Raw genomic sequence first — 19,269 nt, 5'->3', positions numbered from 1 at the left:
TATAGGCGTCCATTTCGGGTTGTCCAGCCATGTCCGATTCGCGTTCCCCGCACAGTTTCCATGCCGCCCACGCCCTGCTGGCCGAAGGTTGGGCCCGCGATGTCCGCCTGCAGGTGCAGGACGGTCGCATCACGGCAATCAGCACGGGGCAGGGCGCGCAGGCGGGCGACACCCGCGTCGGCATCCTGGTGCCGGGCCTGCCCAACCTGCACAGCCATGCCTTCCAGCGTGGCATGGCTGGGCTGACCGAGATCGGCGGCGGCGACGGTGACAGCTTCTGGAGCTGGCGCGAGCTGATGTATCGCTTCCTGGCCCATCTGCGCCCGGACGCGGTGCAGGCCATCGCGGCCCAGGCTTACATGGAAATGCTGGAAAGCGGCTTTACCCGCGTCGGCGAATTCCACTACCTGCACCACGATGCTGACGGCCGGCCGTATGCCAACCGTGCCGAGATGAGCGCACGGATTGCGGCGGCGGCCGACCAGACCGGCATCGGCCTGACCCTGCTGCCGGTGTTCTATGCGCACGCCGATTTCGGCGGGGCGGCCCCGAACCCTGCGCAGCGGCGGCTGATCCACGACGTGGACGGCTTCGCGCAGCTGCTGGACACCGCCAAGCTGTCATTGGCCACGCTGCCCGACGCGGTGCTCGGCATCGCACCGCACAGCCTGCGTGCAGTCACCGGCGAGGAATTGAGTGCGTTGCTGCCGCTGACCGACGGCCCGGTGCACATCCACATCGCCGAACAGGTGCGCGAGGTGGAGGCCTGCCTGGCATGGAGCGGCCAGCGCCCGGTGCAGTGGCTGTACAACCATGCGCCGGTGGATGCGCGCTGGTGCCTGGTGCATGCCACCCACATCACCGATGACGAGCGTGCGGCCATTGTGGCCAGCCAGGCCGTGGCCGGCCTGTGCCCGATCACCGAGGCCAACCTGGGCGACGGCCTGTTCCCGATGCAGGCATTCGCGCGCGAAGGTGGTCGCTTCGGTGTCGGCTCCGATTCCAATGTATTGATCGACGCGGCTGAAGAACTGCGCCTGCTCGAATACGGACAGCGGCTGACTCTGCGCGGGCGCAATGTGCTGGCCCCGGACGCCACCCGCAGCACTGGCCGCTTCCTGTTCGAGGGCGCACTGCACGGTGGTGCGCAGGCCTTGGGCGTGGCCCCGGGACTGCAGGTCGGCGCCAGTGCCGATCTGGTCGAGCTGGACGCCGCGCACCCGGCACTGCAGGCGCGACAGGATGACGCATGGCTTGACAGCTGGGTGTTCGCCGCACGTAATGGCGCGCTGCGATCGGTCTGGCGCCATGGCCGCCAATGCGTGGCCGAGGGCCGCCACCTGCAGCACGAGGCGATCACCACCGCCTTCGCCGCCGCGCTGCGCGGCGTGCTGGGCTGATCGCCTCCCGCCACCGAGACTCCATTACGTGAAGGCCAGCAAGTCCGCCACGCTCAACCAGCGTATCCGCAGCGATCTGGAAAGCCGCATCCTCAGCGGAGAGTGGGCGCCGGGCTTCCGCATTCCGTACGAGCACGAGCTGATGGAGCAGTACGGCTGCTCGCGGATGACGGTGAACAAGGTGCTGACCGCACTGGCCGAGAGCGGCATGATCGAGCGCCGCCGCCGCGCCGGTTCGTTCGTGGCGCGGCAGCCCCCGCACCTGGAGCAGGTGGCGCTGGAGATTCCGGATATCGCGATGGAAGTCGGCTCACGCGGCCATCAGTACGCCTATCGACTGCTGCAACGCGACCTGCGCCTGGCCGATGCCGGCAATGCCGGCGAAGTGGAGCTGGCGGGCCGGGAGACGCTGCTGGCGATGCGTTGCCTGCACCTGGCCGATGGCCGTCCGTTGGCGCTGGAGCACCGCCTGATCAGCCCGGTGGGCGTGCCCGAGGTGCTGGAGGTCGATTTCAGTACCACCGCGCCGGGCAGCTGGTTGCTGCAGAACGTTTCGTGGACCCGCGCCCAGCACCGCATCAGCGCCTGGGGCGCCGACACCGCCACCGCCAAGCTGCTGGACGTGAAGCAGGGCACCGCCTGCCTGGTGATCGAGCGCCTGACCTGGCGTGGCGAACAGCCGATCACCCGCGTGCGCCAGGTATTCCTTGGCGACGCCTGGGACCTGGTCGCGCGCTTCGCGCCGGGGGCGCGTTAAGAGCCGTATCCACGCCTGGCGTGGATCCACTGAAGTCTCGCCGGGACTACGCGATGGGTGTGAACCCCTGGTAGATCCACGCCATGGGTGGTTGCTGCCTCATCAATACGTAGCGCACTGCCGCCAGCGCACGGGTTCATCCACGCCGGGGCGGGCGTTGAGCTGGATGCGCACGTTGCGCAGGGCGGGGTAATGCAGCACTTCCTCGCAGACCCGCGGCCACACCGCTTCCAGTTCGCCGGTGCGGTTGATCGCCAGGGTCTGGCGGGTCAGCCAGACGCCGCTGGCGATGCCGGGCTTGCCGGCCAGTGCGCGGGCCAGATCGGCCTGGAAGCGCTCCAGCGTGGCGGCATCCGGGTTGGGATTGCTGCGCGCGTCCACCGCCGGGGCGACGGCAGCCGCGGGAGCGGGGGCGGGCGCGGGTACTGCTTCGATCGGGGCAGGTTCAGCCGCAGGTGCGGCCGAAGGCGTTGCCACCGCCGGCGCCGTAGCACCGGGCGCGGTTTTTTCCACGTGCAGGCCCTGCAGGCCCAAGCCGACCAGCAGCCCCAGCGTTGCCGAACCCAGTGCCGCAATGGCAATCCGGCGCAGTGCCTCATGTCGGGCGCTGGCACGCACACGTGCCTCGATATCGCCAGGCAGGTAGGGTTGCAGCAGCGGCCACAGGCGCGGGCCGTCCAGCACTTCAACGGCCTGCTTCTCGGCGGCGCCACGGCCGTCGCGCTCGATACGGCCTTCGGTCAGCAGCACGCCGCCCTTGGCCCCGGCCAGGCGCGCGGCCGCGCCCAGCTCGTTCACTGCGGCGGTGCCGATGCGGTAGGCCAGGCCATGCTTGCACGACACCAGCCATTGATTGGGGCCATCGCTGAGCAGGAAGTCGCTGCTCGGCTCGCGGGCATCTTCGGCCGGATCGATAAGCTCGCGCAGGCCGCGCTGTTCGCGCAGCATGCGCTTGACCAGTACCGAGAATTCGCGCCAGTGCATGCCGGCCAGGGCCTGCAGGCCGAGTTGCATCTCCTTCCGCCGCCGCTTGATCCACCACAGATAGACAACGGCCAGGGAACAGGTAAGCAGGGCCGACAGCAGGGCCAGGATCCAAGGGAGCATGCAGGAGTAGGGCGGAAGGGGCGAAAGCGGAGAACGACAGTGTAAAGGTCGCGGTGCCCGGCTGGGTCAGGATGTTCCTGACAGGAAGCGTGATGGAGCGCGCAGATCGGCGCACGGCGGGCACGAAAAACCCGCCAATCCTGAAGCCGTGAGGGGAGGGAACAAACGGCAGCCGAAGCGATTGGCGGGTTGCTCGCGATTGTCAATCAATTTTTATTGCATTGCAACAATTGCGCTCAGGGCACGCTGTCCGGCGATTGATGGCTGCCCGGAGCGGGGGCGTCGGTGCCGGACGCGGCGCGGTTTTCCAGCTTGGCCAGGCGCGCGTGCAGGGCATCGATGCGGGCCTCGAGCGCGGTCACTTCGTCGGCAGTGGGGACATGCAGGCGCTTGAGCACGCCCTGCACCTGGTCATCAAAGGCCTTCTCGACCTTGTTCCACGTGCCGGAAGCCTTCTCGCGGGCCTCGTCCAGCGACGTTTCGACGTTGTCGCGCCAGCCCGGGCCCTGTTCGCCGCTGCGCTCACGGCGGCGGGCTTCCCAGGCTTCACCTTCCTTCACCAGGCCATCGAAGAAGCGGCTGCCCTCGGCCTGGGCACGGCCCAGCGCACCCAGCCCGGCCAGCCAGACCTGCTGTGCCGAGTCACTGAGCTTGCGCGAGAAGCGCTCGGCCTGGTCACCGAAAGAGGCGTCGTCGTTGCGGCGGTCGTCGTTTTCGTAGTGGTTCATCGCACTTCCCGTGGGAGTTGGGCCTGCCCCGAGAGTAGCGCGCGTTGGCGTTGCACGGCCGTGACGGCCGCCGCCGGGGTTCAGCCCAGCTTTTCCTTCAGCACGCGCTGGATCTCGCCTTCGACCATGCCCTTCATCGCCGACAGCAGGAAACCCAGCTTGGCGGTCACGCGCACGGCGCCCGGCTGCAGTTCGATCGCACCGTCCACGCCGCTGCCGGAAAAGTTCAGGACGTCGGCGGTCCAGGACGACTTCAGGCCGAAGCGCTCGGACAGCTTGGCAGCGACCTGCTCGATCGCGGCGCGCGCCTGTGCGTCGGGCAGGGCGTGGGCGTGGCGGACATCGATGGTGGACATGCAGGCTCCTGGCGCAGGGCGGGGATGATCAAAGAGGGCAAGCATTGTGCGCATCGCGGGCCTTCGCGCCAAGCACTCATCGTGGGTTCTTCTTCGTTGGCGGCCAACCTGCTAGGCTGCGCCGCGTGCAGAACCTGCTTGTTCACTTCAGTCAACAACAACAGCCCGACCAGCTCCTGCGGCCCGGGGTGCAGCGCATCGTGCGCCAGGCCAACGGCAGCGTGCGGCTCGGTGATGCCGGCCACGGCGCACTGCTGCTGGCCCAATTCTGCATGGACGATCGCGGCCTCTGGCTGCAGGTTGGCAATGGCATCCGCGGCATCCACGTCAACGGTCGCCCCGTGCGCCGGATGGCCCTGCTGCGCGCGGGCGACGCGGTGTACGTGGATGGCGTGGAAATGGTGCTGCAGGGCGAAGTCGAGAGCCTGCTGCAGGCGCCTGCGCCGAAAACCGAAGACGGCAGCGACGAGCAGCAACGACTGCTGCGCGGTGTTGGCGGCCTGCACCATGGCCGTAGCTTCACCCTGTCGCGGGCCCGCCTGATCGGCCGCGGCAACGAAGCCGACATCGCCATTGATGACCCGGCCTTCGCCGAACAGCATGCCCGGGTGGAAGTGCACGGCGAGCGCGTGCTGCTGCGCGACCTGGGCAGTGCCGACGGTACCCGGGTCAACGGCGTGGCCGTGCGCCACTGCTGGCTGCAGGCCGGCGACCAGGTGGTGTTCGATGGCCAGCACCGGTTCGTGCTGGAAGTGCCGCATGATCCGCGCCGGCGGCCGCTGCCGGTCGAGGACGATGCAAGCCACGAGGTCGAGCAGGCAACGGTGCTGCCGGCCGCGCCGCGCAGGGTCCGGCGCTGGCCGTGGCTGCTGGTCAGTGCGCTGCTGCTGGCCGCGCTGCTCAGCCTGCTGCTCTGGTTCGGCGCGCGCTGATCTGAACCGGCCGGGCATGGCCCGCGCGCTACCGGGACGGCGTTCATTTCCCCGCTCTTGGTGGGTGCCGACCTTGGTCGGCACGCTGCTTCGGCGGGCTTGACGCCTGACGGCGTACGTAGACCAAGCTTGGCGACTACCGGCCGCATTGCTGCGGCCGATGGATTCCAATGAAACCAAATTTCCCTTGCGCCACAAGGCCGCAAGGCTGGTGCACTGCGGCATACTAGGGGTCTTGCCCCACAGGTGTGACATGACGCGCGCGTTCAACTTCAGTGCCGGCCCTGCGACCTTGCCGGAATCGGTCCTGCGCCAGGCGCAGGCGGAAATGCTGGACTGGCACGGTACCGGTGCCTCGATCGTGGAAATGAGCCATCGCGGCGCGGAATTCATGTCCGTGGCCGCCGAGGCCGAGGCTGACCTGCGCCGCCTGCTCGATATCCCCGAAGACTATGCGGTGCTGTTCCTGTCCGGTGGTGCCACCACCCAGCAGGCGCTGATCCCGCTCAACTTCGCCGCCCCCGGCCAGCGTGCCGACTACGTGGTCAGTGGCCACTGGGGCAGGACCGCGGTCAAGCAGGCCGGTGTCTACGTCGACGTCAACATCGCGGCCAGCAGCGAGGCCGATGGCTACCGCACGCTGCCGCCGCGCGCAGGCTGGCAGCTCTCGCCCGATGCCGCCTACGTGCACATCACCGCCAACGAGACCATCCACGGCGTCGAGTTCCGTGATGTGCCCGACACCGGCAACGTCCCGCTGATCGCCGACTTCAGCTCGTCCATCGCCAGCGAACCGCTGGACGTGCGCCGCTACGGCGTGATCTACGCCGGCGCGCAGAAGAACCTGGGCCCGGTCGGCATCGCGGTGATGATCATCCGCCGCGACCTGCTCGAGCGCAGCGGCCAGCCGCGTGCGGACATCTTCGATTACCGCTCGCACGTCGCCCGCGATTCGATGCTCAACACCCCGCCGACCTGGAACTGGTACTTGGCCGGCCTGGTGTTCAAGTGGATGCTGGCCGAAGGCGGCGTGGCCGAGTTCGCCCGGCGCAACGCCGCCAAGGCCGCGCTGGTGTACGGCGCCATCGATGGTTCCGGCGGCTTCTACCGCAACGAGGTCGCACACGCGGCACGTTCGCGGATGAACATCCCGTTCTTCCTGCCCGATGCCGAGCTTGATGCCCGTTTCGTCACCGAAGCCAAGGCCGCCGGCCTGCTTGCGCTGAAGGGGCACAAGGTGGTCGGGGGCATCCGTGCCTCGCTGTACAACGCCATGCCGCTGGCCGGGGCCGAGGCGCTGGTCACCTTCATGGCCGATTTCCAGCAGCGTCACGGCTGAGCAATGAACGGCGCGCACCGTCGGGTGCGGGCCCCGCAACAAGGAATTCCGATGGCAAGCAGCAAATCCAGCAAGAAGGCGCCGAAGAAGGCCGTACCGGCCAAGGACAGCGCGCCCAGCAAGGCGAAGGGCACGGCCAAGGCCGCCTCGAACCCGGCCCCCACCCTGGCGCCACTGGCGCTGGCCGATGTGCGCTCGAAGATCGACCAGATCGACCGCGACATCCAGAGCCTGATCGCCGAACGCGCACGTTTCGCCCACCAGGTCGGCAAGGCCAAGGGCAAGCTCGCCGCTGCCGTCGATTACTACCGCCCCGAGCGCGAAGCGCAGGTGCTGCGCATGGTGGTGGACCGCAACGAAGGCCCGCTCAGCGATGAGCTGCTGGTGCACGTCTACCGCGAGATCATGTCGGCCTGCCTGGCCCAGCAGGAGCCGCTGAAGATCGGCTACCTCGGCCCGGAAGGTACCTTCAGCCAGCAGGCGGTGCTCAAGCACTTCGGCCGCTCTGCGCTGGGGCTGCCGATGGCCAGCATCGAGGAAGTGTTCCAGGAAGTGGAAGCGGGCAATGCCGACTTCGGCGTGGTGCCGGTGGAGAATTCGGGGCAGGGCACCATCCAGATCACCCTGGACATGTTCCTGACCTCCAACCTGAAGATCTGCGGTGAAGTGGAACTGCGCGTGCAGCAGTACCTGATGTCGCGCAGCGGCCGCATCGAAGACATCGAGCGCATCTACGCGCATCCGCAGTCGTTCATGCAGACCTCGGCATGGTTGCGCGCCAACCTGCCGAGGGCCGAGAAGATTCCGGTGTCGAGCAACGCCGAAGGTGCGCGTCGTGCGCGCAACGCCGACGACGCAGCGGCCATCGGTGGCGAGAGTGCCGGCCATGTGTACGGCCTGAAGAAGGTGGTCACCAAGCCGATCCAGAACGATGCCGACAACACCACCCGCTTCCTGGTGGTGGGCCGCAACATCTTCCCGACCTCCGGCCACGACCGCACGTCGGTGCTGGTGTTCATCCATGACAAGCCCGGTGCGCTGTTCGACGTGCTCAGCCCGTTCGCCCGCCACGGCATCAGCATGAACCGCATCGAGTCGCGGCCGTCGCACCACGGCAAGTGGGAATACGGCTTCTTCATCGACCTGGCCGGCCACATCGACGACGCGCCGATGCAGGCTGCGCTGGCCGAACTGGAAGCGCACTCGGCGCAGATCAAGGTGCTGGGCTCCTATCCGGTGGCCGTGCCCTGAGTGCTGCCGCGGCGGCCACGGCCGCCGCTCCCTGATGCATCGCCGGCGCTGCCGGCGTTTACGGAACGATCGAACGATGAGCAACGCGCAACACTGGATCGCCCGCAAGGGCCAGCCGCTGCAGGGCAGCCTGACCATTCCCGGCGACAAGTCGGTCTCGCACCGCTCGGTGATGTTCGCCGCGCTGGCCGATGGCACCTCGCATATCGAAGGTTTCCTGGAAGGCGAAGACACCCGCGCCACTGCACGCATCTTCAGCCAGCTGGGTGTGCGCATCGAAACCCCCAGCCCGTCGCAGCGCATCGTGCACGGCGTCGGTATCGATGGGCTGCAGGCCCCGGATGCGCCGCTGGACTGCGGCAACGCCGGTACCGGCATGCGCCTGCTGGCCGGCCTGCTGGCAGGCCAGGCGTTCGACTGCACGCTGATCGGCGATGAGTCGCTGTCCGGCCGCCCCATGCGCCGTGTCACCGGCCCGTTGTCGCAGATGGGCGCGAAGATCGATACCCAGGATGACGGCACGCCGCCGCTGCACGTGCATGGCGGGCAATCGCTGCACGGCATCGACTTCGCCTCGCCGGTGGCCAGTGCGCAGATCAAGTCGGCGGTGCTGCTGGCCGGCCTGTATGCGCAGGGCGAAACCAGCGTGGTGGAACCGCACCCGACCCGCGACTACACCGAGCGCATGCTCTCTGCATTCGGGGTAGAGATCGAATTCTCGCCCGGCAAGGCCCGCCTGCGTGGCGGCCAGCGCCTGCGCGCCACGGATATCGTGGTACCGGCCGACTTCTCTTCGGCCGCGTTCTATCTGGTTGCCGCCAGCATCATTCCCGGCTCCGAACTGCGACTGAAGCAGGTCGGCCTGAATCCGCGTCGCACCGGTTTGCTGCACGCGCTGCGCCTGATGGGTGCGGACATCACCGAAGAGAACCCGGCCGAGCAGGGCGGTGAACCGGTGGCCGATCTGGTGGTGCGCTACGCCCCGTTGAAGGGTGCGCGCATTCCGGAAACACTGGTGCCTGACATGATCGACGAATTCCCGGCGCTGTTCGTGGCTGCCGCCGCCGCGGAAGGCCAGACCGTGGTGAGTGGTGCCGCCGAACTGCGGGTGAAGGAATCCGACCGCCTCGCAGCGATGGCCACCGGGCTGCGCGCGCTGGGCATGCAGGTGGACGAAACCGAAGACGGCGCCACCCTGCACGGCGGTGTGCGCCTGGGCAGCGGCACCATTGAAAGCCACGGCGACCATCGCATCGCCATGGCGTTCGCCATTGCCGGCCAGATCAGTGATGGCGAAGTGCGCATCAACGACATCGCCAACGTCGCCACGTCCTTCCCGGACTTCGATGGCCTGGCCCGCAGCGCCGGCTTCAACCTGGCCTGAAAGGCCACGCCCGGCGGATGACGCAACCCGGTGGGTGCCGACCTTTGTTGGCACGCTCAGATCACCTGGCAGGTGCCAACCCTGGTTGGCACGCGTCTGCGCATAAAAGGACGGAGGCCGAAGCCTCCGTCTAAGCATCACGAACCCCTCGTCCGCGATCAACGCTGTTCGGTACGGAAATCCACCGGAACCCGCACCACACTGGCCACCGCACGGCCATCACGCATCGCCGGCTGGAACTTCCAGTTCTGCACGGCACTCAGCACAGCACGATCCAGGTCACGGCTGCGTTCACCGCTGCGCGAGACAATCGCGGCATTGGTCACCTGGCCACGGGTATCGACATTGAGGCTGGCGATCACGCTGCCCTGCACGCCATTGCGCAGCGCTGCAGGGGGGTAGGCCGGCTTGCTGTTGCCTGCCAGCGGGCGCGCCTCGCGATTGCGCACTGCGGGAGCAGTTTTGGGCTGGCTGCTGGCCGGTGCAGTCTGGCGGGCAGCAGGTGCCTGCGCGCCGGCGACCGGCGCCTGCTCAGGGGCAGGGAGCATGCGCTCGCCAACCGGTGCCGGTGCCACGTCTTCCTGGCTCGAGTGACGCAGCCAGAGCAGCGCGGCGGCAAACATCGCCACGATCAGCGCGATCCACATCCAGGGCGACGTGGGCTTGTGCTGTTCGCTGGCTTGCTGCTGCTGCAACTGCGGCGAATGAAGGTCTTCGTGGGTGGTGGCAGTCATCGCAAACTCCTTCCGTCAATGGACGACGGGGAGAGTGTTGCGCGGGCCAGCGGCGGGAAGTGTCAGCGTTGCGTCAACGCGACCGGCAGGGTTCAGTTTTCCTGCCGGGCAACGTTCAGTTACTGGGTCTTGAAGTCGAACGGCACTTCAATGCTGCCGGGCACGGCCTGGCCGTTGCTCTGCGCCGGAGTGAAGCGCCAGCGGCGCACGGCGTCGGTGGCGGCACGGTCGAGCTCGCGTGAGCCGCTGCGCTGGATCACGGTGGCATTGTTCGGGTAGCCGGTGGCATCCACGTCCACGCGGACCACCACGCTGCCGGTCTCGCCGGCGCGCAGCGCGGCAGCCGGGTAGGCCGGCGGCGGCGACTGGCCGGCAATCGGCATCGGCTGGCTGTTGCCGGTGGCGGCCGGCGCAGGGGGCGGCGCCGCCGGGGCCGGTTCAGCGATGGGTGCCGGCGGTGGCGGGGCGGTTTCGACCAGCTTCGGGGCTTCGTCCTCTGCCGGGGCCGGCTTGGCATCGGGCATGTCGCTGGAGCCTGCGGCTGCAGCCAGCGGTTCCGGCAGCGGTTCCACCTGCGCGGTCTCCTGCGGCGTCTGCGCGGCCGGGTCGGCACGGAAGAACTCCTTGTCGCGGCCGGTCAACCAGACCACCACGAACAGCAGCATGCCCACGCCGAAGGCGATGCCGGCGATCTTCAGGGCGTTGCGCGGGATATGCACAGTGAACGACTTGGCGGACGACGAGCGGGGTGCAGACATGGACCGGACCAGTACGGAATAGCCTGATTCTGCCACGGCGGGAATGAACCGGGCGGCAGAAAACCGTATAACAGGCGATAATCCCGTTCCTGATACCCACCACGACACCTGCCATGCTTGATCCAGCCCTGCTCCGCCACCAGCCCGCCGACCTCGCCGAACGCCTGCGCACCAGCCGCGGCTTCGAGCTCGACGTGTCTGCCCTGGAGTCCCTGGAGGCTGATCGCAAGCGCATCCAGGTGCGGACCCAGGAGCTGCAGAGCCTGCGCAACAGCCGTTCCAAGGCCATCGGCCAGGCCAAGGCCAAGGGCGAGGACGTTTCGGCCATCATGGCCGAGGTCGCTGCCTTTGCCGACGAGCTGAAGGCTTCGGAAGTGGCGCTGGACGAGCTGCGCGAGAAGATCGAAGCGATCTCGATGGGCATTCCCAACCTTCCGGCCGATGACGTGCCGGCCGGTGCCGACGAGAACGACAATGTCGAGCAGGCGCGCTGGGGAACCCCGCGCCAGTTCGACTTCAAGGTGCTCGACCACGTTGAACTGGGCGCCCGCAACGGCTGGCTGGACGGCGAGACCGCGGCCAAGCTGTCCGGTTCGCGCTTCACCGTCCTGCGCGGCCCGATCGCGCGCCTGCACCGCGCCCTGGCCCAGTTCATGGTCGACCTGCACACCGGCGAGCACGGCTACGAGGAAACCAACGTACCGCTGCTGGTCAACGCCGACTCGCTGCGCGGTACCAGCCAGCTGCCGAAGTTCGAGGACGACCTGTTCAAGACCGCCGTGGGCGACTCCACGCGTTACCTGATCCCGACCTCGGAAGTGCCGCTGACCAACATCGTGCGCGATGAGATCGTCGACGCCGAGCGCCTGCCGCTGCGCATGACCGCCCACTCGATGTGCTTCCGTGCCGAGGCCGGCAGCGGTGGCCGCGACGTGCGCGGCATGATCCGCCAGCACCAGTTCGAGAAGGTCGAGCTGGTCTCGATCAGCCGCCCGGAAGACAGCGATGCCGAACACCAGCGCATGACCCGCTGTGCCGAAGTGGTGCTGGAGAAGCTGGGCTTGCCGTACCGCAAGGTGCTGCTGTGCACCGGCGACATGGGCTTCTCGGCCATCAAGACCTACGACCTGGAAGTCTGGCTGCCGTCGCAGGAAACCTACCGCGAGATCTCCTCGTGCTCGAACTGTGGTGACTTCCAGGCCCGCCGCATGCAGGCCCGCTGGCGCAACCCGGCCACTGGCAAGCCGGAGCTGGCGCACACGCTGAATGGCTCGGGCGTGGCCGTTGGCCGCGCGATGATCGCGGTGATGGAGAACTACCAGAACGCCGACGGCAGCATCACCGTGCCGGAGGCCCTGCGCCCGTACATGGGTGGCCTGGAAACCATCGCCTGATTCCCTGATCGGTGGGTGCCATGCTCGCATGGCACCGAATCCACGCATGGCGTGGATCTACAATGCGGGCGACATCCACGCCATGCGTGGATGAACCACCGCGATCACTCCACAGCGCGCAGCTTCTCCAACGGCACCCATCCCGGTTCGCCCGTTCCCGGCACGCACCATGCCCAGCCATTGAGCGTGCGCACCCCGCGCAGCAGCTGCCCTGGATCCACATCCAGCTCCCGCGCGCAGTAATCCTCCGTGGCAAACGCGCCACCCTGCGCATCGCGGCCGATCACCGGTGCCGGCACGAAACCGGGCTGCTGCCCCTCGGCTTCGCACAGAAACCAGGCGTCCCAGCCCTCCGGGCCTTCATAACGTTCGCCCACCACCAGCGCCTGGCCGCGGCGCAGGGTGATCGGACGCGGAAATTCGCTGCGGTGCGCAGCCGTCACGATGTAGTCCATGGCCCCAGCGTAGCGCGCCCATGAAAAAACGGCCCCGCAGAGCGGGGCCGCCAGGGTGGGCCGGGATGGGGGAGGGGATCCCGGCCCGCGTTCAGCGCCCAGACGAGGAGAGAGGGGCGCCGAACGCTGGAACGCGTTACGCGGCGACAGCTTCGGCCGCTTCGTGCGAAGGCAGTGCCGCCAGCGCGCCGGCAATGGCGTCTTCACGGTGCTGCGGCGAGTAGGCGATGCCTTCGGCGCGCACGAACTCGACTTCGTTGATGCCCATGAAGGCGAACACCTGGCGCAGGAACGGTTCCTGGAAGTCGGCCGGCGAGTCGGTGTAGATGCCGCCGCGGCTGCTGGCGATGATCACCCGCTTGCCACCGGCCAGGCCCACCGGGCCGTTCTCGGTGTACTTGAAGGTGCGGCCGGCCACGGCCACGCGGTCGATCCAGGCCTTCAGCGTAGAGGGGATGCTGAAGTTGTACATCGGCGCGCCGATCACCACGATGTCAGCCTCCAGGAACTGCTGCATCACCTGTTCAGCATCGGTCGCCTCGGCGGCGTCGGTCTTGGCCAGCGAGCTGCTGCGCAGATGCGGTACCGGATTGGCGTCAAGATCGCGATAATCGACCTGCAGGCCGTCGATCTGGCTGGTGAAGCGGGCGACCACGGCGGCCGACAGCTGGCGCGAGACGGAATTGTCGCCAAGCACGCTGGCGTCGAGATGCAGAAGCTTCATGGCAGTCACCTATGTTCTGGGAGGAAGGGGCGGGGTGCCCCGCCGACGGAGAGAACGATAGGTTGTTGCAAAGGCGGGATAAAGGTGGTTGAATGCCACGTATTGTTCTAGATATGGAACTCGGGCATGCATGACCTGAATGATCTGTACTACTTCGCGATGGTGGTCGACCACGGTGGATTCGCCGCCGCCGAGCGCGCCTTGGGCATCCCCAAGTCGCGACTGAGCCGCCGCATCAGCCAGCTGGAAACCGACCTGGGCGTGCGCCTGCTGCAGCGCTCCACGCGCCGTTTCGCGGTCACCGACGTTGGCACCAGCGTGCACCGCCATGCGCAGACGATGCTGGCCGAGGCCCAGGCCGCACGCGAAGTCGTGGACCGCCTCAGCGCGGAACCGCGCGGCGTGGTGCGCGCCAGCGTGCCGGTGTCGCTCGCGCAGATGCAGCTGCCCAAGCTGCTGCCCAAGTTCCTGGAGCAGTACCCGAAGGTGCGGCTGCAGCTGAACATCAGCAACCGCCGCGTGGACATCATCAACGAAGGCTACGACGTGGCCCTGCGCGTGCGTTCGCGCCTGGACGACGACGGCAGCCTGGTGATGCGCAGCTTCGGCCAGGTGCAGGAACTGCTGGTGGCCAGTCCGAAGTACCTCGATCGCGCCGGCCGCCCCAAGGATCCGGAAGAACTGACCCAGCACGTCACCCTCAGCATCAGCGAAGACGAAGCACGCCAGCGCTGGGAGCTGCATGGCCCGGAAGGCGAAGTGCGCCGGGTCGACCTGCAGCCGCGCGTGGCCGGCTTCGACTTCCCGCTGCTGCAGAGCATGGTGAAGGACGGCTTCGGCATCACCATGCTGCCGGAAACCGTGTGCGCCGACGCCGTGCGCAACGGCGAGCTGGAAGTGGTGCTGCCGGACTGGTCACTGCCGCAGGGCGTGTGCCATGCCGTGTTCGCCTCGCGCCGTGGCCTGTTGCCGGCGGTGCGCGTGTTCATCGACTTCCTGGCCGAGCATCTGCCGCCGCAGCTGGAGGCCTCGCGCTTGGATTGCGGTGGCGCCTGTGAAAAGGCCAAGGAGCGGATCAAGGCCAGCGCGCTGGGTGCGCTGGCAGTAGACGCCGGCTGAGAGAACTGAACGGTAGCGCCGGGCCATGCCCGGCGTTGCTGTATTCCGGCGCCGATCAGTTCCGTCCGAACAGCCGGTCCCAGAAACCGCGGCGTCGCGGCGCGGCCGGTGGTGGCTCGGCTGCAACGACGGGTGCTTCCAGCACTGCCATCAGCTCCGCGCTGCGTGGCTTCTTCAGGAAGCGCGCGTAGTCCAGATAGCTGGTGACCTTGCTCATGTGCAGGCGCTCTGGCATCGCCGGCAATGCGCCGCCCTGCAACAGCACCCGCAATGCCTGCGGACGATCCAGGCGGATCGCCTCGAACAGCGCAGTGCCCCCACAGCCCGGTTCGATCTGGTTGGCGCGCTGCGGTGCATCCTTCAGCAGGGCTCTCAGTGCGTCTACGTCGTCTCGCTCCACGGCAGCCACCAGCCGCGCCAGGGCCTCGGCTTCCGCAGGTGGCAGGCTGTCGCGATAGGCCTGGTCGGCGATCTCGCGCTCGTCGCGCCCATCACCGCCCTGGATGCACAGGAAATCGGTGACCAGGGCGACCGGAATGCCGGACGTATCCAGCGCCCAATAACTGGGATAGACACCGTCGCCCCAGCCGCTGGTGAACACCACCAGGCCGTGCGGCGAGTCCTCCCCCCAAGGACGGTACTCGGCGCCTTCATCCAGGCCATCGTGGTCGACCAGTGCCTCCGACCATTCACTCTCTTCGTCGCCATCGGCTTGTTCGATCAGGGCCAGCAGCGCCTGCTGGGTGTCGGTGTCCATGAAGCAACCGATGCCAGCGTCGACCGGGTAGCCGATGAAGCTGTCCTCATCCAGTCCGGTCAGGTCCTGCGTGGTCCAGCGCGCCATCTGCCAATGCAGGGCGGACGCGGTGAGCGACTGGCGCGGCTTGAACCAGACCACGGCCAGCGCCGGGCGGCCGCTGTGCACAATGATCTCGACCGGGTGCCGGCCCAGCGGGGCGGTGTAGTCGGCCAGCGCAGGCGCCTCGGCCTGCACCAGCGGATCGCAGACCACCAGCTGCCCGCTGCTGACCGGCAGGTGCCCGGCGAAGGTGCGATGCAGGGCCACTGCGGCCAGCTGGGTGTCGTCCAGCAGGCAGGTGCGCAGGTTGGCCAGATCGAGATGGGCCATGGCGGCTCCGATTGCGGTGGAGGCCCCACCGTGCCGGATGCGGAGGGCAGGGGCAAGATGGTCTTGGGCAAATGCCCTTCACGTGCGAGAATACGCCGCTGCCCGGGCGACCGGGACCCGATTGGAGAGATGGCCGAGCGGTTTAAGGCACCGGTCTTGAAAACCGGCGAAGGGTCAAACCTTCCGTGGGTTCGAATCCCACTCTCTCCGCCATACCGCGAACGCCCCGGAAGGGGCGTTTTACGTTTCTGACAGGCCGTGGCCCCCTGAACACTTGAGCTGTTGGCCTGCACCTGAGCTCACGTGTTCATTCACGACGCCCATCCTTCGGTTTGTTATGGCACAACGGATAGCTGGAGCACGACCGGAAGGCCCCGTGCGGCCCATTCCTCTCCACGAACACGCCCAACTTGCACACCGGGCAGCGCTCGTCGTGGATGGCCGCCCCTGAAATCGCGGTCACTTCCACTGCTCCGTCCTTCACCAGCTCATCCAGGAACGGCGAGTGCTTGCCCCGCAGGGTGAACATCGCCACCGAACGTCGTGCACGCGTCAGCGCGACATAGAACAACCGCCGTTCTTCGCTCAGCGGACAGGTATCCCCATCCGGCATTGCCAGCGAAAGCACCGGGTCATCCGCGCGCAGGCTCGGGAAGCTGCGGTTGATCATGCCAGGCAGGATCACGTAGTCCGCCTCGCGCCCCTTCGATCGATGTGCGGTCAGGAACTCGACGTCCATCGTGCTGCCGAAGGCCGTCTTCCAATCAGAAGGCACTGCACCGCGATCCGCGCGATACCGCCCCAGAATGAATACAGTCACGCGCCCGTTGCGGCCCTGTGGAACGGCCCCGGACAGCAGCTGCTGATGCAGCTTGGCGAGGTACTGGCGAACCCCATCCTGCACCTCCTCGCGCCGGTTCATCTGGAACGCCTGCAGTACCGGGCCCATTTCCGGTGCAGCAGAGCGAACTGCTTTGGCGATCTGCGCGGGGTTGCGGCTGATGAAGCGGCTGGACACATCGCACAGTGCCTGCGGGCAACGGAACGTCTGCTCCAGTTTCAGCACCTGGCCATGCCCTATCCATTCGCGGAATCCGGTCATCACCGAAACGTCGGCACCGGCGAAGCGATTGATCGACTGCCAGTCATCGCCCACCGCGAACAGATGGCGGCCTGGTTGGCTGACCAATGCACGGCACAGGCGCGCACGGGCGCGCGATGCATCCTGGAACTCGTCGGCCATCACCAGTTCGTAGGGCGATTCATAGTGGCCCTGTTCCAGCAGCCCGGCCGCCATGTTGAGCATGTCCTCGAAGTCGATGCTGCGCTCGTCAGCCAGTGCATTGTCCCAGGCCTGGAAAACCGGCCCGGCGATTTCCAGGAAGCGCCGGTAGCGTTCCTTGAACTGATCCTCGGGCATCTGCCGCAGGCGCGCCGCCATATCGTCCAGCGTCAGGCAGTTGCTCTTGGCATGGGCAATGAAGGTGCGCATCAGGCCGATCAGGTCCGCGTCCGGCATCGGCTTGGCGCCCTGGTCAGGCAGCTCGCGATCCGGGTTCGGGTCGAGCTCGACATCAGACGCGCCGAGCCGGTCGGCTAGATCCTGCAGGGCCTGTCCACTGCGCAGGCCAAACGACGTCGTCTCGACCAGGGCGGTGCCGCGCGCCACATGCTGCTGGCGCTTCCAGTGCATCCCTTCGCTGTAGTTGGCAAAGTGCTTAGGCGGCTGGCCATCGGCATCCAGCGCAAAGTGCTCGTGATACAACTGGGCGTCCGGATAGTAGAAGTCCGGACGATACTGGCGGTGGGTGTCTGTCGCGGTATCGAACTCGTAGCGCCGCTCGTAGTCGTAGGCCACGCCGTTGTAGAACAGCCAGTCGGCGATGATGCACTCTTCCAGGCTCTTCACCCGCTCACCCTGCAGGGTACGCATGTAGGGCGTGCCATCGCGGTCGTACCCATCGGCCATCATGTCAGCACCGAACGGCGGAAGATCGCGCCCGAATACCAGGCGGAACATGTCCCACTGGGTGCGGAAATGGGTCGAGCGGTCCTTCAGGTCGTCTACCAGCTCGGCCAGCTTGTTGAAGCCCAGCGTCGCGTCGACGGCCCATTCCGGGATATCGGGCTTGCGACCTGTCGCTTTGGCAATGATGGCCAGGCCGAGGGCGTGGAAGGTCCGGGCTTCAACCACGGTGTCGCCCATGCCGAGCCGGTCGAAGCATTGCTGCGCACGCGCTTCCAGCTCCTTCGCGGCGTCCTTGTTGAAGGCAAGCATCACGATCCGTTCGGGTTCGACAAAGCCGCGATCGATGGCATAAGCGGCCTTGGCGACCATCGTGGAGGTCTTGCCCGAGCCGGCCGCGGCCACGACCTGTACCCGGTTGTCGAAGCAGATGACGGCGCGGGCCTGTTCTTCGGTCAGGGGCTTGCTCTCGACCCGGTCCAGGAAGTCCTTGGCCAGCACCCGCTCACGCGCTGCCATGGTCGCGTTGGCTTCGGCCCAGGCGGCCGGCCAATCCAGCTGCCAGTCGTGCAGGGCGTCCAGCGCAGCACGATGGCTATGCGAATGCAGGTCGCCATGCACGCTTTCATCAAGGAACAGTTGCTCAAGCTCCGGCGACTGCAGCGGCAGGGAGGAGCGCTCGGCCAGCAGCGCCTGCTGCTGCTCGTGGGTGATCCAGCGGCGGCCGGTACTGCCGCGGTCAATGAGGGCGTCCGCGGCGCTCAACCACGCTTGGATCCGCTCCAGGATCGTGTCAAACAAGGCCTTGCGCCCTCGCGTGCTGCGCGCAAAGCGCACCTGCTGCAGCGCTGCCGCAAGCCGGGACGCCTGCGCGTTGGCAAGCCCATCCACCGACAGCCGCGCGGCGCCTTCTGTCTGCAGCTCGACCCGCGACCAGAAAAACCCTGGAATGACCTGCACGCTGTGATCATCATCCACGCGCAGCCGGTGCCGCTGGCCTGCGATGTCCAGGTCGATGCATTCGCCCTCCAGCCGCAGCCACCAGTGTGGAGAGCGAGTCACACGTTGGCCCCAGATCGAGGGGCGCCATTCCATAGACATCCAGGTACTGCCTTGCAAGCGTCAACTGGGCATGTAGAGCCCCTAAGCCCGCATGATAAGGGGCCTTGACGTTGCGTGTGGCCTTCTCAATTGCCTGGCGCATGCATCATGGCGCGTCTGGATCCCGGAGCAGGCCATGGAAATCGACTGGGACCGCATGGGAACGTTGAAGCACGCCAGCGGCGGCTACGATATCCGGACAGATCCATTGAGGATCCTGGTGACCACTGCGGAGCAAGGGCACGAGGGCGAAGTCTCCGACATGCTGATTGTGATGGACGACGGCACCGTCATCCCGGCAGTTGCCGGATCACTCGTAGGCACGGTCCCGCTTTGCAGGGGGGACTTCAACCGCGTCGCCACGCCGGATCAGCTCATCCAGATCCACCGCCGATGCCGCCAGTGCATCCTGTGCGTCGAAATCCCACCTATCCTTGTAGTCCCGTGCCAGCAGGTCGCAGACCGCCTTTGCGCGCTGGTAGGCCTCGTCTTTTCCCTCGGCCTGCTGCAACTCATCGCGATGGATCTGGCACAGCATGAGCTGGTGCGCGTCCTCGGCGCGCTGGCGCTCCCAGTCGATATCGGGCAGGCCCGAAAGTGCGGCAGCAAGCGCGAATGCGGTCATTGGCATGGCG

18 protein-coding genes and 1 tRNA gene are annotated in these 19,269 nt (G+C 67.1%); 9 read left to right on the top strand and 10 right to left on the bottom strand.

Annotated elements, in window-relative coordinates; translation table 11 throughout:
* The first annotated feature begins 29 nt into the window (after nucleotides 1-29).
* Together B9Y82_RS11025 and hutC are read left to right on the top strand one after the other, a co-directional pair.
* Entirely contained in the window at nucleotides 30-1,400 is a 1,371-nt protein-coding gene (locus B9Y82_RS11025; RefSeq protein ID WP_100473256.1) for a formimidoylglutamate deiminase, read from the top strand.
* A 28-nt stretch (nucleotides 1,401-1,428) separates the two neighbouring features.
* Nucleotides 1,429-2,157 carry a histidine utilization repressor gene (gene hutC / locus B9Y82_RS11020; RefSeq protein ID WP_100473255.1) on the top strand — a complete coding sequence of 243 codons (729 nt, stop codon included), beginning with the start codon at nucleotides 1,429-1,431 and terminating at the stop codon, nucleotides 2,155-2,157.
* 102 nt (nucleotides 2,158-2,259) lie between these two features.
* On the opposite strand, the gene B9Y82_RS11015 is transcribed toward hutC, so the two are convergent.
* The 3 genes from B9Y82_RS11015 to B9Y82_RS11005 form a co-directional block, all read right to left on the bottom strand.
* A complete protein-coding gene (locus B9Y82_RS11015; protein ID WP_100473254.1) occupies nucleotides 2,260-3,264 on the bottom strand; it encodes a restriction endonuclease in 1,005 nt (334 codons plus the stop codon).
* A gap of 236 nt (nucleotides 3,265-3,500) precedes the next feature.
* Nucleotides 3,501-3,992: a phasin family protein gene (locus B9Y82_RS11010; RefSeq protein WP_100473253.1), complete on the bottom strand. Its 492-nt coding sequence runs from the start codon at nucleotides 3,990-3,992 to the stop codon at nucleotides 3,501-3,503.
* An 80-nt stretch (nucleotides 3,993-4,072) separates the two neighbouring features.
* Nucleotides 4,073-4,348, bottom strand: coding sequence for a polyhydroxyalkanoic acid system family protein (locus B9Y82_RS11005; protein WP_005417302.1), 276 nt, complete (start codon nucleotides 4,346-4,348; stop codon nucleotides 4,073-4,075).
* Nucleotides 4,349-4,473: 125 nt separating this feature from the next.
* Between B9Y82_RS11005 and B9Y82_RS11000 the strand changes: the two genes are divergently transcribed.
* From B9Y82_RS11000 to aroA, 4 genes are all read left to right on the top strand, one after another.
* Nucleotides 4,474-5,280 carry an FHA domain-containing protein gene (locus B9Y82_RS11000; protein WP_100473252.1) on the top strand — a complete coding sequence of 269 codons (807 nt, stop codon included), beginning with the start codon at nucleotides 4,474-4,476 and terminating at the stop codon, nucleotides 5,278-5,280.
* A 253-nt stretch (nucleotides 5,281-5,533) separates the two neighbouring features.
* Nucleotides 5,534-6,619 (top strand): 3-phosphoserine/phosphohydroxythreonine transaminase, encoded by a 1,086-nt coding sequence (serC, locus tag B9Y82_RS10995; RefSeq protein WP_100473251.1) that lies wholly within the window; start codon nucleotides 5,534-5,536, stop codon nucleotides 6,617-6,619.
* Between the two features lie 51 nt (nucleotides 6,620-6,670).
* Entirely contained in the window at nucleotides 6,671-7,870 is a 1,200-nt protein-coding gene (gene pheA, locus B9Y82_RS10990; protein ID WP_100473250.1) for a prephenate dehydratase, read from the top strand.
* A gap of 76 nt (nucleotides 7,871-7,946) precedes the next feature.
* Nucleotides 7,947-9,254, top strand: a complete 1,308-nt coding sequence (gene aroA / locus B9Y82_RS10985; protein ID WP_100473249.1) for a 3-phosphoshikimate 1-carboxyvinyltransferase — start codon at nucleotides 7,947-7,949, stop codon at nucleotides 9,252-9,254.
* Between the two features lie 158 nt (nucleotides 9,255-9,412).
* Here aroA and B9Y82_RS10980 read toward each other — a convergent pair whose 3' ends face one another.
* Together B9Y82_RS10980 and B9Y82_RS10975 are read right to left on the bottom strand one after the other, a co-directional pair.
* Complete coding sequence (locus B9Y82_RS10980) at nucleotides 9,413-9,988, bottom strand: energy transducer TonB (protein ID WP_100473248.1); 576 nt, start codon at nucleotides 9,986-9,988, stop codon at nucleotides 9,413-9,415.
* A 119-nt stretch (nucleotides 9,989-10,107) separates the two neighbouring features.
* Nucleotides 10,108-10,746, bottom strand: a complete 639-nt coding sequence (locus tag B9Y82_RS10975; RefSeq protein ID WP_100473247.1) for an energy transducer TonB — start codon at nucleotides 10,744-10,746, stop codon at nucleotides 10,108-10,110.
* A gap of 113 nt (nucleotides 10,747-10,859) precedes the next feature.
* Here B9Y82_RS10975 and serS point away from each other — a divergent pair, with 113 nt between their 5' ends.
* The gene (serS, locus tag B9Y82_RS10970) at nucleotides 10,860-12,140 is read left to right on the top strand and encodes a serine--tRNA ligase (protein WP_006452392.1); all 1,281 of its coding nucleotides are present in this window, start codon (nucleotides 10,860-10,862) and stop codon (nucleotides 12,138-12,140) included.
* 104 nt (nucleotides 12,141-12,244) lie between these two features.
* Here serS and B9Y82_RS10965 read toward each other — a convergent pair whose 3' ends face one another.
* Both B9Y82_RS10965 and B9Y82_RS10960 read right to left on the bottom strand, forming a co-directional pair.
* Complete coding sequence (locus B9Y82_RS10965) at nucleotides 12,245-12,595, bottom strand: ligand-binding protein SH3 (protein WP_100473246.1); 351 nt, start codon at nucleotides 12,593-12,595, stop codon at nucleotides 12,245-12,247.
* A gap of 136 nt (nucleotides 12,596-12,731) precedes the next feature.
* Entirely contained in the window at nucleotides 12,732-13,319 is a 588-nt protein-coding gene (locus B9Y82_RS10960) for an FMN-dependent NADH-azoreductase (protein ID WP_100473245.1), read from the bottom strand.
* 126 nt (nucleotides 13,320-13,445) lie between these two features.
* On the opposite strand from B9Y82_RS10960, the gene B9Y82_RS10955 reads away from it, so the two are divergent.
* Nucleotides 13,446-14,438, top strand: a complete 993-nt coding sequence (locus B9Y82_RS10955; protein ID WP_005410175.1) for a LysR family transcriptional regulator — start codon at nucleotides 13,446-13,448, stop codon at nucleotides 14,436-14,438.
* A gap of 55 nt (nucleotides 14,439-14,493) precedes the next feature.
* Here B9Y82_RS10955 and B9Y82_RS10950 read toward each other — a convergent pair whose 3' ends face one another.
* On the bottom strand, nucleotides 14,494-15,567 hold the full coding sequence (locus B9Y82_RS10950; RefSeq protein WP_100473244.1) for a DUF4241 domain-containing protein: 1,074 nt from the start codon (nucleotides 15,565-15,567) through the stop codon (nucleotides 14,494-14,496).
* Nucleotides 15,568-15,690: 123 nt separating this feature from the next.
* Between B9Y82_RS10950 and B9Y82_RS10945 the strand changes: the two genes are divergently transcribed.
* Nucleotides 15,691-15,780: transfer RNA gene (locus tag B9Y82_RS10945), tRNA-Ser, on the top strand.
* 94 nt (nucleotides 15,781-15,874) lie between these two features.
* Here B9Y82_RS10945 and B9Y82_RS10940 read toward each other — a convergent pair.
* Nucleotides 15,875-18,628, bottom strand: coding sequence for a UvrD-helicase domain-containing protein (locus tag B9Y82_RS10940; RefSeq protein ID WP_100473243.1), 2,754 nt, complete (start codon nucleotides 18,626-18,628; stop codon nucleotides 15,875-15,877).
* Between the two features lie 316 nt (nucleotides 18,629-18,944).
* On the bottom strand, nucleotides 18,945-19,265 hold the full coding sequence (locus B9Y82_RS10935) for a hypothetical protein (RefSeq protein ID WP_100473242.1): 321 nt from the start codon (nucleotides 19,263-19,265) through the stop codon (nucleotides 18,945-18,947).
* Nucleotides 19,266-19,269: the final 4 nt, after the last annotated feature.

This window comes from Stenotrophomonas maltophilia (genome assembly GCF_002799155.1).
Lineage (GTDB): Bacteria > Pseudomonadota > Gammaproteobacteria > Xanthomonadales > Xanthomonadaceae > Stenotrophomonas > Stenotrophomonas maltophilia_R.
This window is presented reverse-complemented; position numbering and strand designations above follow the sequence as displayed.

Excerpts from the sequence above, each read along its gene's own strand:
- B9Y82_RS10980 (WP_100473248.1), bottom strand. The coding sequence starts at position 9,988 with ATGACTGCCACCACCCACGAAGACCTTCATTCGCCGCAGTTGCAGCAG.
- B9Y82_RS10960 (WP_100473245.1), bottom strand. The coding sequence starts at position 13,319 with ATGAAGCTTCTGCATCTCGACGCCAGCGTGCTTGGCGACAATTCCGTC.
- serC (WP_100473251.1), top strand. The coding sequence starts at position 5,534 with ATGACGCGCGCGTTCAACTTCAGTGCCGGCCCTGCGACCTTGCCGGAA.
- B9Y82_RS10955 (WP_005410175.1), top strand. The coding sequence starts at position 13,446 with ATGCATGACCTGAATGATCTGTACTACTTCGCGATGGTGGTCGACCAC.
- B9Y82_RS11010 (WP_100473253.1), bottom strand. The coding sequence starts at position 3,992 with ATGAACCACTACGAAAACGACGACCGCCGCAACGACGACGCCTCTTTC.
- B9Y82_RS11015 (WP_100473254.1), bottom strand. The coding sequence starts at position 3,264 with ATGCTCCCTTGGATCCTGGCCCTGCTGTCGGCCCTGCTTACCTGTTCC.
- B9Y82_RS10950 (WP_100473244.1), bottom strand. The coding sequence starts at position 15,567 with ATGGCCCATCTCGATCTGGCCAACCTGCGCACCTGCCTGCTGGACGAC.
- B9Y82_RS11025 (WP_100473256.1), top strand. The coding sequence starts at position 30 with ATGTCCGATTCGCGTTCCCCGCACAGTTTCCATGCCGCCCACGCCCTG.
- B9Y82_RS10935 (WP_100473242.1), bottom strand. The coding sequence starts at position 19,265 with ATGCCAATGACCGCATTCGCGCTTGCTGCCGCACTTTCGGGCCTGCCC.
- aroA (WP_100473249.1), top strand. The coding sequence starts at position 7,947 with ATGAGCAACGCGCAACACTGGATCGCCCGCAAGGGCCAGCCGCTGCAG.
- pheA (WP_100473250.1), top strand. The coding sequence starts at position 6,671 with ATGGCAAGCAGCAAATCCAGCAAGAAGGCGCCGAAGAAGGCCGTACCG.
- B9Y82_RS10965 (WP_100473246.1), bottom strand. The coding sequence starts at position 12,595 with ATGGACTACATCGTGACGGCTGCGCACCGCAGCGAATTTCCGCGTCCG.
- serS (WP_006452392.1), top strand. The coding sequence starts at position 10,860 with ATGCTTGATCCAGCCCTGCTCCGCCACCAGCCCGCCGACCTCGCCGAA.
- B9Y82_RS10975 (WP_100473247.1), bottom strand. The coding sequence starts at position 10,746 with ATGTCTGCACCCCGCTCGTCGTCCGCCAAGTCGTTCACTGTGCATATC.
- B9Y82_RS10940 (WP_100473243.1), bottom strand. The coding sequence starts at position 18,628 with ATGGAATGGCGCCCCTCGATCTGGGGCCAACGTGTGACTCGCTCTCCA.
- B9Y82_RS11005 (WP_005417302.1), bottom strand. The coding sequence starts at position 4,348 with ATGTCCACCATCGATGTCCGCCACGCCCACGCCCTGCCCGACGCACAG.